Source organism: Rhodococcus wratislaviensis (genome assembly GCF_041228765.1).
Taxonomy (GTDB): Bacteria; Actinomycetota; Actinomycetes; order Mycobacteriales; family Mycobacteriaceae; genus Rhodococcus_F; species Rhodococcus_F wratislaviensis.
In genome coordinates this window covers 556,431-572,373 of sequence record NZ_CP150488.1, presented here as the reverse complement: position 1 = coordinate 572,373, position 15,943 = coordinate 556,431, and the positions used below count along the sequence as shown (strand labels likewise).

The window sequence follows — 15,943 nt, the reverse complement described above, 5'->3', positions numbered from 1 at the left end:
CCACATGTGGAACGGCAGACGCTCATGGGTGGAACACTGACACACATTCTTTTCACTGCTGCCGGCCCGAGTGCCGGTGGGAGAAGAGTTATATCGATGCACTGTTGGGTCCTGAGAGAACACGTAAGTGTTTTTTCCAGGTAAGAACGATCCGGTTCGAATGTCAGGCAGACCGCATCATTTCGGTGGTGGGCATGGTGCTGGCGGGAGTTCGAGCGGGGTGTGTTGTTTGAGAACTGCACAGTGGACGCGAGCATCTTTGTTGTAAGTAATGAAGAGCGTACGGTGGATGCCTTGGCACCAGGAGCCGATGAAGGACGTAGGAGGCTGCGATAAGCCTCGGGGAGCTGTCAACCGAGCTGAGATCCGAGGATGTCCGAATGGGGAAACCCAGCACGAGTGATGTCGTGTTACCCGCACCTGAATATATAGGGTGTGTGGAGGGAACGTGGGGAAGTGAAACATCTCAGTACCCACAGGAAGAGAAAACAATAGTGATTCCGTGAGTAGTGGCGAGCGAAAGCGGAAGAGGCTAAACCATGGATGTGTGATAGCCGGCAGGTGTTGCATTCGTGGGGTTGTGGGGTTCATCTTGTCAATGCTGCCGTGTTGGCCGACAGTAAGAAATCATTGTGTTAGTGGAAGTGGTCTGGAACGGCCTGTCGTAGAGGGTGAGAGTCCCGTACACGAAAACATGATGACTGTCGTGATGGAAACCCAAGTAGCACCGGGCCCGTGAAATCTGGTGTGAATCTGTCGGGACCACCCGATAAGCCTGAATACTCCCTGGTGACCGATAGCGGACTAGTACCGTGAGGGAAAGGTGAAAAGTACCCCGGGAGGGGAGTGAAATAGTACCTGAAACCGTGCGCTTACAATCCGTCAAAGCCTTCGAGCAGCTTGCTGCTGGGGGTGATGGCGTGCCTTTTGAAGAATGAGCCTGCGAGTTAGTGGCATGTCGCGAGGTTAACCCGTGTGGGGTAGCCGTAGCGAAAGCGAGTCCGAATAGGGCGTTGTAGTGGCATGTTCTAGACCCGAAGCGGAGTGATCTACCCATGGCCAGGTTGAAGCGACGGTAAGACGTCGTGGAGGACCGAACCCACTTAGGTTGAAAACTGAGGGGATGAGCTGTGGGTAGGGGTGAAAGGCCAATCAAACTCCGTGATAGCTGGTTCTCCCCGAAATGCATTTAGGTGCAGCGTCGCGTGTTTCTCACCGGAGGTAGAGCTACTGGATGGTCTAGGGGGCCCACAAGCTTACCGAAATCAGCCAAACTCCGAATGCCGGTGAGTGAGAGCGCGGCAGTGAGACTGCGGGCGATAAGGTTCGTAGTCGAGAGGGAAACAGCCCAGATCGCCAGCTAAGGTCCCTAAGCGTGTACTAAGTGGAAAAGGATGTGGGGTCGCGAAGACAACCAGGAGGTTGGCTTAGAAGCAGCCACCCTTGAAAGAGTGCGTAATAGCTCACTGGTCAAGTGATCCTGCGCCGACAATGTAGCGGGGCTCAAGTACACCACCGAAGCTGCGGCATTCACACAATGCACCCCCTTGATTCTGCGGAGTCTTGGGCAGTGGTGTGGATGGGTAGGGGAGCGTCGTGTGGCCATGGAAGCGGCGGGGTGACCCAGCCGTGGAGGCCACACGAGTGAGAATGCAGGCATGAGTAGCGAAAGACGAGTGAGAAACTCGTCCGCCGAATGACCAAGGGTTCCTGGGCCAGGTTAATCCGCCCAGGGTGAGTCGGGACCTAAGACGAGGCCGACAGGCGTAGCCGATGGACAACGGGTTGATATTCCCGTACCCGTGTGAACGCGCCCCTGGTGAATCAGTGATACTAACCATCCTGAAGCGTCCTTACGCCCCTTCGGGGGCCCTGGATGTGGATGCATGGGACCTGATCTGGTAGTAGCCAAGCGATGGGGTGACGCAGGAAGGTAGCTGAGCCAGTCAGTGGTAATACTGGTGTAAGCCTGTAGGGCGAATGGTAGGCAAATCCGCCATTCATTAAGCCTGAGAGGTGACGCATAGCCGAATGAGGCGAATTCAGTGATCCTATGCTGCCGAGAAAAGCCTCTAGCGAGCTTTCACACGGCCCGTACCCCAAACCGACACAGGTGGTCAGGTAGAGAATACTAAGGCGATCGAGATAACTATGGTTAAGGAACTCGGCAAAATGCCCCCGTAACTTCGGGAGAAGGGGGGCCTCGTCCGGTGATCACTCTTGCAGTGTGAGCTGGGTGGGGCCGCAGAGACCAGTGAGAAGCGACTGTTTACTAAAAACACAGGTCCGTGCGAAGTCGTAAGACGATGTATACGGACTGACGCCTGCCCGGTGCTGGAAGGTTAAGAGGACCGGTTAGCCACTTCGGTGGCGAAGCTGAGAATTTAAGCCCCAGTAAACGGCGGTGGTAACTATAACCATCCTAAGGTAGCGAAATTCCTTGTCGGGTAAGTTCCGACCTGCACGAATGGCGTAACGACTTCTCAGCTGTCTCAACCATAGACTCGGCGAAATTGCATTACGAGTAAAGATGCTCGTTACGCGCGGCAGGACGAAAAGACCCCGGGACCTTCACTACAGCTTGGTATTGGTGTTCGGTTCGGTTTGTGTAGGATAGGTGGGAGACTGTGAAGCGCTCACGCCAGTGAGTGTGGAGTCGTTGTTGAAATACCACTCTGATCGTATTGGACCTCTAACCTCGGACCATGATCTGGTTCAGGGACAGTGCCTGGTGGGTAGTTTAACTGGGGCGGTTGCCTCCCAAAATGTAACGGAGGCGCCCAAAGGTTCCCTCAGCCTGGTTGGCAATCAGGTGTCGAGTGCAAGTGCACAAGGGAGCTTGACTGTGAGACTGACAGGTCGAGCAGGGACGAAAGTCGGGACTAGTGATCCGGCACCGGCAAGTGGAAGCGGTGTCGCTCAACGGATAAAAGGTACCCCGGGGATAACAGGCTGATCTTCCCCAAGAGTCCATATCGACGGGATGGTTTGGCACCTCGATGTCGGCTCGTCGCATCCTGGGGCTGGAGTAGGTCCCAAGGGTTGGGCTGTTCGCCCATTAAAGCGGCACGCGAGCTGGGTTTAGAACGTCGTGAGACAGTTCGGTCTCTATCCGCCGCGCGCGTTAGAAACTTGAGGAAGGCTGTCCCTAGTACGAGAGGACCGGGACGGACGAACCTCTGGTGTGCCAGTTGTTCCACCAGGAGCACCGCTGGTTAGCTACGTTCGGAAGGGATAACCGCTGAAAGCATCTAAGCGGGAAGCCTGTTCCAAGATGAGGTTTCTCACCCCCTCGAGGGAAGGCCCCCGGCAGACCACCGGGTTGATAGGCCAGAACTGGAAGTCCGGTAACGGATGCAGGTGACTGGTACTAATAGGCCGAGGACTTACCACAAAGAAGCTACGCGTCCACTGTGCAGTATCTGAAACAACACACACGTTTCAGAACAGAAGAAGAAGAACACCCACCACCGATGGTGATGGGATGTTTCTTCGCTGATGTTCCGTGTGACAGTTTCATAGAGTTACGGCGGCCATAGCGGAGGGGAAACGCCCGGTCCCATTCCGAACCCGGAAGCTAAGCCCTCCAGCGCCGATGGTACTGCACCCGACAGGGTGTGGGAGAGTAGGACACCGCCGAACATCCGTTACCGAAAGCCCCCCAACATTGTTGGGGGGCTTTCGGCATTCCCAGGCACGAACACCGATGCCGCACATGCCTTTTCACCCCGGCGCACCGCCGGCAGACGGTCGATCGGTCGGTCGGTTCCGGCAGCCACCGCCAATCGCGTGAAGTCATGCCGACGCGTCGCGGAATCGACGCGTGAAATGCGTTCGGAGACCACAGCCGAGGCGCCGGCTGGCGACAGCGAGGGATCTGTGAGGTTCGACTCGAGCCGGACCATCCCCTTGCTTTGGGGCCGATCGACGCGCGTGATCGTCGCATTTTCGGACTTGGCCGCTGGTGGCCCTGTCGATGCCCGCCCGGTCGTCGCGCTGAGGGGGACGCACGCCACGAGAATCGCCGCGACCGACAACCACCTGCCGACGCAGAAAGCCCATTAGAGGCGCACCCCACCGAGGACGAGCATGAACAAGCCGATCCACGGGGCGCCGGTACCCCCCGCGATCGCCATCAAGAGTAGGAAGCTAGCCAGGACGGGTGCCGACGAATCGCCACGGTTCGGATCGCTAATGGAGGTGAACGCGTCCATCTCGGGCGCGGAGGCAGGCTGCCAGGGTGAGGTCGGATCGGCAGCGCGATAGCGGCCGGGGCTCGGTACTCGGCGGAACGAGGCTTGGTACTCGGTGGAGACCGCGCCGAGCGCGGCCCGGATGGCGCTCCCACCGCGACGGCTGGGGAGTCGTCTCGCTACTTCGGACGGAGAGCACGGTGCGGCATCAGGTGGCCGCGTCAGGTCCGACACGCGGCGGGGTGGCGAAATGATGCGCGGACTGTCCAACGCATCTTTTTGTGTCGATCGTTCAGCGCTGCGTGAAGAGTGCCTCGACGAGCGCGGTGGCCGATGCGGTCTTCGCCGCGGTTTTCGTGGTCGCGTCGGCGGTGGCGGTGTGGCCGGCGAGGTGCACGGTGGCGGTGAACCGGGGTGCGTGTGCGGGCCCGTCGGTGCAGAATTTCCATACGGGTGGGGGCTGGTTGTTGTTCTGGGCGAGGCTCATCAGCCAGGCGGTGGGGTTGGAGAGTGCCTTGGACTTCTTTGCCCCGTCCAGGTTCAGTGCGGTCCGGTGCGGTCCGGTGCGGTCCGGTGCGGGACCTCGGAGGGATCGGGAGCGGAAATCATCGGCGCCGACGGGGGAGTCGTGGGCTGCGGGGATGGTTCGGTGGTGGGCCAGTCCGGTTCTCCGTCGGGGTGGTCGGTTCCGGTCAGCTGCGCGCGCATTGCCGCCCAGATAGCGGCCTGTTCGGCCGGCTTCTTCGCAGCCGCGGTGGCCCACGGCCCGCGAATGCCCAGATGGGTGGCGCGGGTGGCGAACAGTGGATTGTGGTCGGCACCGTTCCGCTGAATCTCGAGATCGGTGGGCGGTTGATCGGGGTGAGCCTGCCGCCACACCGACACCACGCTGGGTCCCATCTCCGGGTGGCTGTCGGCGAGGGTGTCCAGGACCCGGAGCTGTATGGGAAGCCACGTGGGGTCGTCGGCGTCGATCAGGACCGCGACGTCCGGGGCGGTCATCAGGTCGGCGTCGACGCGGCGCGCGAGCTCGGCGGCGAGTGATGCTGGGCACCTCGGCGTGGTCGACCGCCACGCACCGGCCCGCCGGGATGTCTCCGCGGCCGACGGTGACGTCGACCAGTCGACCGTCGGTCGTGATAGTGCCGGTGACCCGCAGGCTGGTCCGCGCGGCTTCGGAGGTCAGGGTGGCGGCCTGCTCGGCCGTGTCGCCGAGCATCGCAATGGTTCGGCCCGGCAGGTACTGGCTTCCACACGCGGGAACGCTTGCTCGTCGGCGACCGACCTCAGTTCTACGTCGTCGGCGAAGCCGGCGACTGCCCACTCACGGCCACGAGCGAGGTGATGACGAAGAAGGCGTCGTCTCGGTCTCGCGCGAACGCGGAGTCGATCATCAGCAGCGTGGATAGGTCGGTCACGGTCGAAGATGTCATGGTCGCTGTGACCCTTGTTTCTGCGCAGGTCCGGCGATAGCTAATCTTCGGCAGGTGCGTCCGCGACGAACACGTCATGAAACCGGCCTCGGGTACGGTTTGTTTACCGCGGTAGACAACGTGCTCGTAGTTGGGGGCCGATCGTATTGCCCCAGCAGGTGACGCGCTGCGCCGGACGAGCAATATGCCCGGTAGTTGTCACTGCGGCTCGAGAAGGTGAGATCGCTATGAGTTCCGGTCCTGGGCCTGTGCCTGACTCCGTCGCGGGGCCGCTGCGGCGGCCCGACCTGTCTCCGCGCGAGCTGGAAATTCTTCGTCTCTGGTTGCGCAGCGAATCGAGGACCGCTGCCGCCTCCGAACTGGGAATCGGTTTGGGCACGATCCAATCCACCTGACCCGGATCCGGGCGAAGTACGCCGCCGTCGGGCGCCCTGTTGCCGACAAGTCCGGGTTGTTGGTCCGGGCCTGCAGGACGGGTTGGTTACTCTCGAAGAGCTCTGACGGGTTAACTGCAGTTCTCAGGCATCCGGCCTCCGACGAGGGCATGTCATTTGGCGACGCCCCGGTGCCTGGACTACGACCGCGGGGCCCAGGTCCGGTCGTCAACCCGTGCTGCCCGGGCATTCTCATGAGCGACGATTGCCTCCTGCCAGTCCCGATCGGTCACGGCGAGGTGATCACGGGTAGCGGGAGGTGAAACCCCGAGTTCGGTAGCGATCTGCGCCCACGACCTGCCTGCCCTGAGAGCCTCGATCACCGCTCGGGTGAGGAGATCTTCGCTCTGGACGCCGCCGGAGACGGCATCGGCGCTGTCAGCGGCCACGCGCAGGCTTCCCGATCTGGCGTGCTCGATGTAGGCGCGTTGGGTTTTGCATCCAAAAGACTCTAACGGGCGAACTTGAATAGTGGTATGGGACGTCGGGTGAGTTCGTTGGCCGGGGTTTGGTCAGCTGCGCGGGTTCGTGGAGTTCAGTGTGGCGGCGACGGGTTCGACGCCGACTCAGGTTCCATTCGGCCGGGGGCGTACGCAGGGCGAGTGAACACAACGTGTAGTAACGCGCAGATCACACACAGCGATACTGAGGGCATGGTCGGGGAGACCAGGAGTCAAGATATGACCAGGCCCGTGCAACATTCGTAGTCGGAACCACATGTTTGTTGATGTTCGTAGTTGCCGGTACAGCCAGCGCATCGCCCCCGAGTCCGGCTGCCCCACGGGTTCAACCTATGTGGCTGCAACCAATCGTGGATGTGATGTGGGGAATTTGGTATCAGTGGCAAAATGGCATACCGATCCACTAGGGGGCGGGGTAAGTCCCGCGGAGTGGTGGGAATTCGGTGAGGCAGCGTAGCCGCAGCTCGGGCGTGTCGTGGCCGAGTTATGGGTGGGCCATCGCGTAGTGATGAACGAGTTACCTACCACAGTGACTCGACCAAAGGACCACGCGATGACCCACGACCATTCTGCCCTGATCACCCAGCTCGATGCACTCAAGGGTGCCGATCCCGCGAGCGTGTTCGCCGAACTGATCCGCACCGGCCTGCAGGCGCTGATCGACGCCGAAGCCACCCAGGTACTCGGCGCCGGCCGCTACGAACGCACCGCCGAGCGCACCAACTACCGCAACGGCACCCGGCCCAAGACCGTCGCGACCACCAGCGGGGACGTCGAAGTCCAGATCCCCAAGCTGCGATCAGGGTCATTCTTCCCCAGCCTGCTCGAACGCCGGCGGCGCATCGATCAGGCCCTGTACGCGGTGATCATGGAGGCCTACGTCCACGGTGTCTCCACCCGCAACGTCGACGACCTCGTCGCTGCACTCGGCGTCGAGTCGGGGCTCTCGAAATCGCAGGTGTCACGAATCTGTGCCGGGTTGGACACCGAAATCGCCCGGTTCCGGGAGCGCACGCTGACCCACACGAGCTTTCCGTACATCTTCCTCGACGCGACGTACTGCAAGGTCCGGATCGGCGCGCACGTGGTCTCTCATGCCCTCGTGGTGGCCACCGGGGTCTCGATCGACGGCACCCGGGAAGTGCTCGGCACCGCGGTCGGAGACAGCGAATCGTTCGACTTCTGGCGCGAGTTCCTTGTCGGCCTGCGGGCACGGGGATTGTCGGGGGTGCATTTGGTGATCTCCGATGCGCATGCAGGTTTGAAAGCTGCTGTAGCCCAGCAGTTCACCGGCGCTTCCTGGCAGCGGTGCCGGGTTCATTTCATGCGCAACGTGGGATCGGTGGTCTCGTCGAAGCATGTGCCGCCGGTGATGGCGGCGATCAAGACGATCTTCGCGCACACCGAACCCGATGCTGTTGCCAAGCAATGGGACCAGGTTGCGGACACGTTGGCTGAGTCGTTTCCGAAGGTGGCGTCGATGATGCGCGAAGCGAAGGAGGATGTACTGGCGTTTCGAGGGTTTCCGAGGGCGCATTGGCAGAAGGTCTGGTCGAACAACCCGATCGAACGGCTCAACAAGGAAATCAAACGACGAGCCGATGTCGTCGAAATTTTCCCGAACCCGGCCGCATTCTTACGTCTGGCGACGGCGGTGGTGATCGAAGCGCACGACGAGTGGCAAGTCACCCGCCGGTACGTCTCCGACGTCAGCATGGACGAACTCAAAGTGGTCATCGCTGCCAAACAACGCGCCGCAACCGCCGAGACACCGGCACAATCGTTGACACCAGAACTCGAACCCGCATAACCTACAACACGACTCGTTGATCACGAACCAGATGGTTCACCGATCCGAACTACACCATTCCGTGGGACGCTATCAGGGGGCGACCATGTTTGGCATTCTTACTGACTTCATCGATTGGTTAAATCCGAACGTTCTGCAGCCGACTCAGCACCTCTGGCAACCGTTGTTGCAAGCATGGATTGATTGGCGGTATTGACATGATCGGCAACCTGCCTGACCTCTGGCTGCAACCGCCCGTATGGGCATGCTTGGGTTCGTGCGGTGATCGCAACACCACTGATCAAAGGGTGTTGCACATGGCGAAATATTCTCATCGGATGGTTCCGGAGATCTTTCAGACGTTCTGGTCGGGGATGGCGGCGGGTGAGTTCATCACGGGCGCGGCCGAGGCGGCCGGCTCGTATCGCAAACAGGGTGCTCGGTGGCTTGCGGCCTGTGGTGGGGTGCGTCCCCGGCGTGGCCGCAACCTCAAGGGCCGGTGTTTGACGTTCGCGGAGCGGGAAGAGATCGCCATCGGCATCGCCGCAGGTCACACGCTTCGTGAGATCGCGAAAGCCTTGAACCGGAGTCCGTCGACGATCTCACGCGAGATCGCCCGCAATTGTGAGCCGTCCGGGCGGTACCGAGCCAGATCGGCTCACGCAGCCGCCTACCATCGGGCCTCGCGGCCCAAGCCGTCCAAGCTCGCCATCAATCCGTCGCTGCGCGAGACGGTCGAGAAATCCCTGACCGAGCGCCACTCACCCGAGCAGATCGCGGGCCGCCTCCGACTCGATTTCCCCGACGATCCACAGATGCGGGTGAGCACCGAGACCATCTACCAATCGCTCTACCAACCCTCCCGCGGCGGACTCGAACACACCCTCACTCGATCGTTGCGGACCGGACGTGGGCTGCGCCGACCCAGTCGGAAGGCCGGCCAGCGCAAGAATCGGATCCCCGATATGGCCAACATCGCGGACCGCCCCAAAGACGTGAAAGACCGTGCAGTACCGGGACATTGGGAGGGTGATCTCATTGTCGGCAAACGGAATCTGAGCGCGATCGGCACACTCGTCGAACGTTCGACCGGCACCGTCATGCTCGTTCATCTGCCCGACGGATACAAGCCCGAGCAGACCGCGCCCGCGTTGACCGAACAGCTCGAGACGCTGCCCACGAGCCTGCGCCGGACCCTGACGTGGGACCAGGGTTCGGAGATGCGGGACTGGAAGAGCGTCAGCGCGGCCACCGGGATCGACATCTACTTCTGTGATCCACACGCACCCTGGCAGCGCGGGACCAACGAGAATACGAACGGCATTCTCCGTCAGTACTTCCCCAAAGGTTCGGACCTGAGTGTGCACTCGAAAGCAGACCTGGAGTGGGTCTCACGGCAACTCAATGAGCGCCCCCGGAAACGGCTAGAATTTCGCACACCCATCGAAGAGATGGAACGACTGCTGTTGCGATGACCGCCAGAATCCGCCCATGGTTCAGCGCTCTGTGGAATGGATTCGCAGCATTATGGAATCCACTTTGACAATTTCGCGATGCAACGGTGCTCGTACCGCTTGATATTTCAAGTTATTTCAGGCCGACAGTTGTGCGTGCACCGAGTCGATAGACATTCGACTGAACCGGCGAGCACCGTGAACTCGGTGTTGCTGGTACCGAGCAGTGGTGAGGTAGACGAAGAAGTCCCGCTTCGAGAAGCCCTCGGCGTGCGCGCCTCATCCCCGTACTGGGGTCCGGGCGAGAGCAGGCGACTCGTCGAGAGGGGCGGGACGAGCGCATCGATCAGGGCGAGGCGCCCCGCAGGTCCTGCGACAGTTGCGTGTAGTCGGCGTACACGAGCGTGTTGCTCTTGGTGTCGTACATGAACCGGATCGGGCGCACGGGGGAAGTATCTCGCAGGAAGCCCAGCCAACGGCACCGAACGGCTCAGCGGATCGTGGCGATGCCGCCGCCGATGACGAGATCCGGGATGCCGCTCACACACCAACCGACTCCGCTTCGAGTCCCTGGTGGTGATATGGGAGGTCTGGACCTCAATCATGCCTTTCATCGTCGTCCTCTGATCCCTGTGCACACGTGCACCACGCCTCCGTGTCCACCTGATACACAGTTTGATCTCCATGCGGGGCCTGACTTTTCGGCCACCGGGGGATCCACTCAGCTTGACGCGACGGCCGGGCTACTTGTACTTTGCGGGCGAATCACTTCCTTCCAGAGGGATTCCGTGGCAGGCTTCTCAGTGCACTGGGGAGCCTGCCGCCTTCCATGCAGCCGCTTCACGTGAAGTTGTCCGGCCTCGAGGTGGCCTCTGGGTACGAGATTTCGAGCGCGGCCTGAGCGAGTTGGCGGCAGTGCGACGGCTTATATGCGGACTGTCGTTTGCGCATCAGATCGAGATTGAATGCTGTCGCAGCTGCCCGGATGTGCTTCGACTTCAGGACCGAACGCAGCTCGCGGATGTCGTTGACGACCAGGCATTGCTCGAAGGCGCCGCCCGACTTGTGACGATGGTCGTCGTCGAACATTATTCCGCGGGCGGCGAGGAGAACCCGGCCCCACTTGCCGGAGGGCAGATGGCGTTTGTCCACGAACAGTCGGGCGTGAATGTCACCGTGTTCGTTGTTGGAGACGGCAATGAAGAACGTCTCCAGTGTAGCCATGGAGATGCAGAAGATTCGGGCGCGGTTGGAGCTGGGGAAACAACTCACGGTCCAAAAGGTCGCCTCGGTGCGGCGGGGGAACGGAATGCAGGAAGCCGCGTATGCGTTGAGGACCTCGATGATCTCGGCGTAGCGCGGGTGCCGGCGGAGCCGTTGGAAGTCGCCTTCGTGGGCGGCGAGTTGACTGTGATCAAGCTCGACCAGGGCAGATTCGTCGGGCGCGTTGATCCCCGCGGGATCTTGCAGCCATGTGCGCTGCTCCTCCTCGCTGATCAAGACATCGAGCGTCGAGGGCCCCACATGCCCGCTGGCATGTTCCCGGTTGCGGACGGTGAGGCCTGCGGTTTGGGCATCGCGGACGAGCCGCCGCTCCACCGTCCGACGTTCCGCTTCGTTCCCCGGATGCGGCAGAAACCGGAAGGTCAGGGCGCCAGGGTGCTTCTTGCGGTGTTGGGGAAGTCGTTCGGCGACATCTTTGCCGATTCCGATATACACATCATGGTTCACGCACTCGAACACATAGAGACCGCACCGATCGGCGGGATACGCACTCTTGAACAGCTTCAACCCGTCTCGGTCCAGGCGAAACGCGGTGACGCCGAAACCACGACCGATTGCCCACTGTGCGACACGCTCGTCACCTGACCAATCGACTGAGAGGTCATCGGCGGACAGGTCCCTGGGTGACATGGACGCAGAGTGCCCCGTGGAATGAGGGTGAGCCGGGCGACGGGACAGCAGAGACGTCAGTGCCGAATGCCGCCTCATTTTCTTCCGCCGCTCGGAAGCGATCTTCTTCGCTCGTTCAGTCCGCAAGTCCGCTTTGGTGAACTGGTCGAACGGGCCCGCGTCGTCGTGCCCGCCGCTGATCACGCCCTGTTTGCGGAGCCTGTTCGAGACCGTCATCATCGACATTCCGGCAGCGTCCGCAATCTGCTCCCACGACCACCCTTCGAGGTAAACAGGCTTCAGGAGCGGGTCGATGTCCGCGTCCACTTTCGCTAACTCAGCACGCAACTCGCGGCGACGGCTCCCGAATTCGGCCAACTGATCCAATCTCTTGCGGTCAATCCGTTTACGCGTCGTCATCGCCATAACCTAGACGACGCCCTCAGCTAGTAGAGGAAGACGTGGACTCATGTATATCGCGTGAATGACACTGAGAGGAAGGATGATTGAGTGCGTGAGAGTGCTCCACGCGACTTTTGCCCAGCTGATATTTCGTCGATCTATATGCGAGTGCGTGCTTCGGCTTCCGCCACTCCTGAGGCACCTTTCAGGTGCGCCGGACGTCAGCCACATCCTCGCCTTCCAGGCTGCTGCCGGCGTTCGTCGCGATGAGATAGTCGACGTCCATGCCGCCACCCTCGCTTCTTAGCGGCTGCGGTCCGCTCGTCCGCTTCGATCTGGGCGTCGATCGAGGCCATGAGTGGGCGAAGACTCGCAGGCGGCTCGAGGGATCGGAATCTCTCGCTCGCGGCATTCGATCTTTTGATGTAGCGGTGGTGTCTGTATGCGAGGACGCAGGAGATGAGCGAACAGGGGTACCCTCCCGCCAACCACCAGCTCGATTGATGCCCGTTGAAGAGGTCGAGTAACGCAAGGATCATGAAGATACAGGTGAGGACCGCGAATGGCAGGTTCCACCATAGGATCTTCCGGGCCTTAGCTCGCCAGTGCTCGCTTTCGGAGTGATACAGCTTCAAATTCAAGGAGTGAACTTCGAGGTCCCGCTGAAACTTCTCGGCTTCGAAAATGAGCCGTTCCCAATGATCGTCGTCTTCATACATAGTGTTCCCTTCCGCGTGTGCCTCCGGCGGCCCATCAAGGCCCGCCCTGAACTGACAACCAGGGCGGGCCTCCACTGGATCTGAGCCGATGTCTGTCGTTACTCCAGCGAGGCGTCGACTTCAGCGGCGGCTGCCTCGACGACCGTGAGGAGGTCGGCAACGAAGCTGTTGTCGTTCGATGCTGCTCCCGGTACGAAGCGATCGAAGATGTCGTGGGCGATGTGGTCGGCCCGCAAGCGGGTGGAACCAGATCCGTGCAGGTCGTAGCTGCGTTCCCATTCCGGTTGCGCTGCGGTAGAGAGTCGTCCGCTGATCGGTGCGTTCACTCCGCGGGACACGGCCTGCGCGAGTTCGTTGACGATGGCGGTGTGTTCGGCGTCGTCCGGGCGGTGGCCGTTCCATCCTCGGGGCGATTCGAGTTGACGGTAGAGCTCTTCCTTGAGGAACTCCCGCAGCTCCGCAGATGGCCGGAGGGTGTCGTACTGATCGTCACTGGCCTCGGCGAAGCGTTTGTTGAGCGCCTTGATTCGCGTCCAGTGTTCCCGGGCGACAGCCTGTGATGTTTCCAGCCCAAGGATCGCGTCCCAGCGGTGGTGGAACTTCTTGACCGCTGTGACAACGGCGTGGCGCAGCTCGGCCTTGTCGTAGATCGGCCGGGCAGGGCCCAGATCGGGTCGTTCGCCGGCCTTCTCGATCACGTCGAGTAGCTTGCGGAAGGACCTGATCGAGAATCTGCCGTCAAGATCGCCAGTACTGAGCGGCTTGTCGATGCGGGAGAGGTAGACCGTGGCGCCGTCGAGTCGCCGGCGAAGTGCCTGCTCGTCCCGTTGATGGAGATCGGTACGGATGGCGGCCAGCAGATTGTTGGCGCTGCCGCGCACATGGTCGGCTCGGTCTCTCGCGGTGGCGAGGTTGTCGCCGGTGACCTCGTCGAAGTGGGTGAAACAGAATACGAGCTTGTCGACGTTGCCGGAGATGAGAATCGATCGGATCGCGGCGGCGGGAGCGGCCTGCATCGGTTGGGCGGCGTTGTCGACCAGCAGCACCACGTCGACGGTGTTGATGCGTTCCGACACCGCCATCGACAGGGCCGCCGCGGACGTCGGGGTGTGCCCGAGGCCTTCCCCGTCGATGAGCACCAGCGGGGGAACCGCACCCTCGTTCCAGGCGGGCGCGAAGGGCCCGGCGACGCGGATGCCGTCCACCAGAGGGGAGAGCAGGTGCCCGAACAGGGGCGCATAATTCGAAGAGAAGCGGTTGACGGCCCGCAGGAACGCGGTTCGATCGTCGCTCTTCCACGTCCAGCTCAGTGGCCAGCCGTTGTCGCCTCGGACGACCTGACCGACCGACAGCGCACCGAACCGCTTGTCGATCTCGATGAGCAGCGCATCGGTGATCTGATCGAACCGTGGATCAGCCCGGAGCAGACGATCCAACTCCTCCTCGAGGAGGTCTTTCAGTTCCTTTTCGTCGTCGGCGCCGTCAACGCCGAGTTCGCGTCGCGCGGTGTCGCTGTGGGTTGCCACGAGCGCCTGCAGCGTATCGATGGCTCGATCGACGACCGCCTCCGTTTCGGTGAGGTCGACCGTGGGAAGTGCTTGCGGGTCGGCGCCGAAGGTCTCAGAGCCGGCATCGGTCAGCGCTGGGCCCGGCTCGTCGAAGATATCGAAGGGGTCGTTCTCGACCACATCATCTTGCTCAGGAGCGGCCTCTTGGCGCCGGCCCAGGACATAGCTGAAGCGGAACCGTTGCTGCTCGTGATCGAGGAGGTGCTCGCGGACCCGAGAGCGGTCGAGCCCGTTGAGGATCGACACCGCGGCACGGCTCGCGCATTCCTCGAGGTGGCGGACGACCTCGTCGCGGGAGAAGAACGTGATGACGGCCTGGAACGGTCCGGGAGCGAGCACGATCTCGGTGTCCGAGACGGTGGTCTTCGCGGTGGAGGTCGACGGGAAGCGGTCGTTGTCCGGATCGGTGCCGAGCAGTTGGCGAACGACGGTGGTCTTGCCGGCGCCGGTGGTGCCGAGCAGCAGGATCTGCCGGTAGCCGTCCTCTCGGGTGGGCAGGGGTAGATAGTTCTCGCGAATCGCGGCGGTATGTCCGGATAGGGCCATGTGACTCTCCTGAGGGAGTAGGGGTAAGGGGTCTGTCGGATGGGGGTCAGCACTACGGGTGCTGGCGGGGGAGTGGTGCGCGGCGCTCCTGCGTCCGGTCGAAATTACCTGGCACGAACGGTCTGGCCGCTGGTCTCAGCGGTACTCCGCTCGTGGAGTCTCGTTTGCCGGTGGCCTTTTCCACACGATTGCAACAGTCACAGGCCCTGCGGGTTCTGTGGATCTCCGTAGATCCCGTAGGGGTCACCGGCGAGGAATGCCTGGTTCTGCACGTCGGCGCGGGCCGCTATCCGTGCGCGTTCCTGCTCGGCCAGCGCTTGCCGGTGCTGCCAGTTCCGGAACGCCTTCACTCCGATCCAGATGGCGAGCACTGTCAGTACTACCCACCAGAACTTGATCAGCAATCCGATCGCGAACAGGATGCCGATCCCTGTCAGGATCGGATGGCTGTTGCGGCGCGGCGACCGCCGGTATCCCTGGACGTTGTTTTGAATAATGTTGATCTGCCCGTGGTTCGGGCCGAAGTACATGTTTCCCATGACGCTCTCTTCTCTCGAGGAAGGACGGAACCCGCGCCGCCCCGACATCTGAATATCGGGGCCGCGGGTGGTGGCTACGAGCCGAACGGTGACCAGGGCACAGACGCCGGAGCCGGAGTGGACTGCCGCACCCAGGTGCCGCACCCGTCGGTGCTGAATCCGACGTCACTGGACTTGATCGTCACTGCGGCCGGTCCGTCCTCGATGAAGTCATTTGCGATGAGTTCGTCGAAATCGCCGCTGAGCCCGGACTGCCGCTCCCAATAGCAGTAGTCCCCACCCCCGCCGGTGTAATAGGTCCCCGGTTCGATGTCGATGCCGACCCGGTAGACGCCGTCCCCATCGATCACGGTGGCCGGCGCTGCCCAGGCAGCATTTGCCCCGGTAAGGAGGAAGCCGCCGACAGCGAGCGCCGCGACAGTGGTGTTCATGATGTTCCGCATTCATTACTCCTGGAATTCAAGTGTTGACGGGTCTTCCCGTCCGGAAAGTCCGCGCTCGCACCCGAGCCG

The 15,943-nt window shown here is 61.6% G+C and carries 7 protein-coding genes, 2 rRNA genes and 1 pseudogene; 4 read left to right on the top strand and 6 right to left on the bottom strand.

Annotated elements, in window-relative coordinates:
• Positions 1-262 precede the first annotated feature (262 nt).
• Together WKC72_RS02530 and rrf are read left to right on the top strand one after the other, a co-directional pair.
• Positions 263-3,394: ribosomal RNA gene (locus WKC72_RS02530) — 23S ribosomal RNA — on the top strand.
• Between the two features lie 131 nt (positions 3,395-3,525).
• A 5S ribosomal RNA gene (gene rrf / locus WKC72_RS02525) occupies positions 3,526-3,642 on the top strand.
• Positions 3,643-4,485: 843 nt separating this feature from the next.
• Here the strand turns inward: rrf and WKC72_RS02520 are convergent.
• Both WKC72_RS02520 and WKC72_RS02515 read right to left on the bottom strand, forming a co-directional pair.
• Positions 4,486-5,626, bottom strand: a pseudogene (locus WKC72_RS02520) (putative dsRNA-binding protein).
• Between the two features lie 574 nt (positions 5,627-6,200).
• On the bottom strand, positions 6,201-6,449 hold the full coding sequence (locus WKC72_RS02515; protein ID WP_247251899.1) for a hypothetical protein: 249 nt from the start codon (positions 6,447-6,449) through the stop codon (positions 6,201-6,203).
• A gap of 625 nt (positions 6,450-7,074) precedes the next feature.
• Here WKC72_RS02515 and WKC72_RS02510 point away from each other — a divergent pair.
• Both WKC72_RS02510 and WKC72_RS02505 read left to right on the top strand, forming a co-directional pair.
• On the top strand, positions 7,075-8,331 hold the full coding sequence (locus WKC72_RS02510; RefSeq protein ID WP_370180023.1) for an IS256 family transposase: 1,257 nt from the start codon (positions 7,075-7,077) through the stop codon (positions 8,329-8,331).
• Positions 8,332-8,627: 296 nt separating this feature from the next.
• Positions 8,628-9,785: an IS30 family transposase gene (locus tag WKC72_RS02505; protein ID WP_011596741.1), complete on the top strand. Its 1,158-nt coding sequence runs from the start codon at positions 8,628-8,630 to the stop codon at positions 9,783-9,785.
• 819 nt (positions 9,786-10,604) lie between these two features.
• Here the strand turns inward: WKC72_RS02505 and WKC72_RS02500 are convergent.
• From WKC72_RS02500 to WKC72_RS02485, 4 genes are all read right to left on the bottom strand, one after another.
• The gene (locus WKC72_RS02500) at positions 10,605-12,077 is read right to left on the bottom strand and encodes a hypothetical protein (protein ID WP_370181650.1); all 1,473 of its coding nucleotides are present in this window, start codon (positions 12,075-12,077) and stop codon (positions 10,605-10,607) included.
• 799 nt (positions 12,078-12,876) lie between these two features.
• Positions 12,877-14,892, bottom strand: a complete 2,016-nt coding sequence (locus WKC72_RS02495) for a hypothetical protein (protein ID WP_370181649.1) — start codon at positions 14,890-14,892, stop codon at positions 12,877-12,879.
• A gap of 197 nt (positions 14,893-15,089) precedes the next feature.
• On the bottom strand, positions 15,090-15,431 hold the full coding sequence (locus tag WKC72_RS02490; protein WP_370181648.1) for a hypothetical protein: 342 nt from the start codon (positions 15,429-15,431) through the stop codon (positions 15,090-15,092).
• Positions 15,432-15,505: 74 nt separating this feature from the next.
• Positions 15,506-15,862 (bottom strand): hypothetical protein, encoded by a 357-nt coding sequence (locus WKC72_RS02485; RefSeq protein ID WP_370181647.1) that lies wholly within the window; start codon positions 15,860-15,862, stop codon positions 15,506-15,508.
• Positions 15,863-15,943: the final 81 nt, after the last annotated feature.

What these genes read in the sequence shown, in the direction of transcription:
- WKC72_RS02510 (WP_370180023.1), top strand. Translation starts at nt 7,075, where the DNA reads ATGACCCACGACCATTCTGCCCTGATCACCCAGCTCGATGCACTCAAG.
- WKC72_RS02505 (WP_011596741.1), top strand. Translation starts at nt 8,628, where the DNA reads ATGGCGAAATATTCTCATCGGATGGTTCCGGAGATCTTTCAGACGTTC.
- WKC72_RS02500 (WP_370181650.1), bottom strand. Translation starts at nt 12,077, where the DNA reads ATGACGACGCGTAAACGGATTGACCGCAAGAGATTGGATCAGTTGGCC.
- WKC72_RS02495 (WP_370181649.1), bottom strand. Translation starts at nt 14,892, where the DNA reads ATGGCCCTATCCGGACATACCGCCGCGATTCGCGAGAACTATCTACCC.
- WKC72_RS02490 (WP_370181648.1), bottom strand. Translation starts at nt 15,431, where the DNA reads ATGGGAAACATGTACTTCGGCCCGAACCACGGGCAGATCAACATTATT.
- WKC72_RS02485 (WP_370181647.1), bottom strand. Translation starts at nt 15,862, where the DNA reads ATGAACACCACTGTCGCGGCGCTCGCTGTCGGCGGCTTCCTCCTTACC.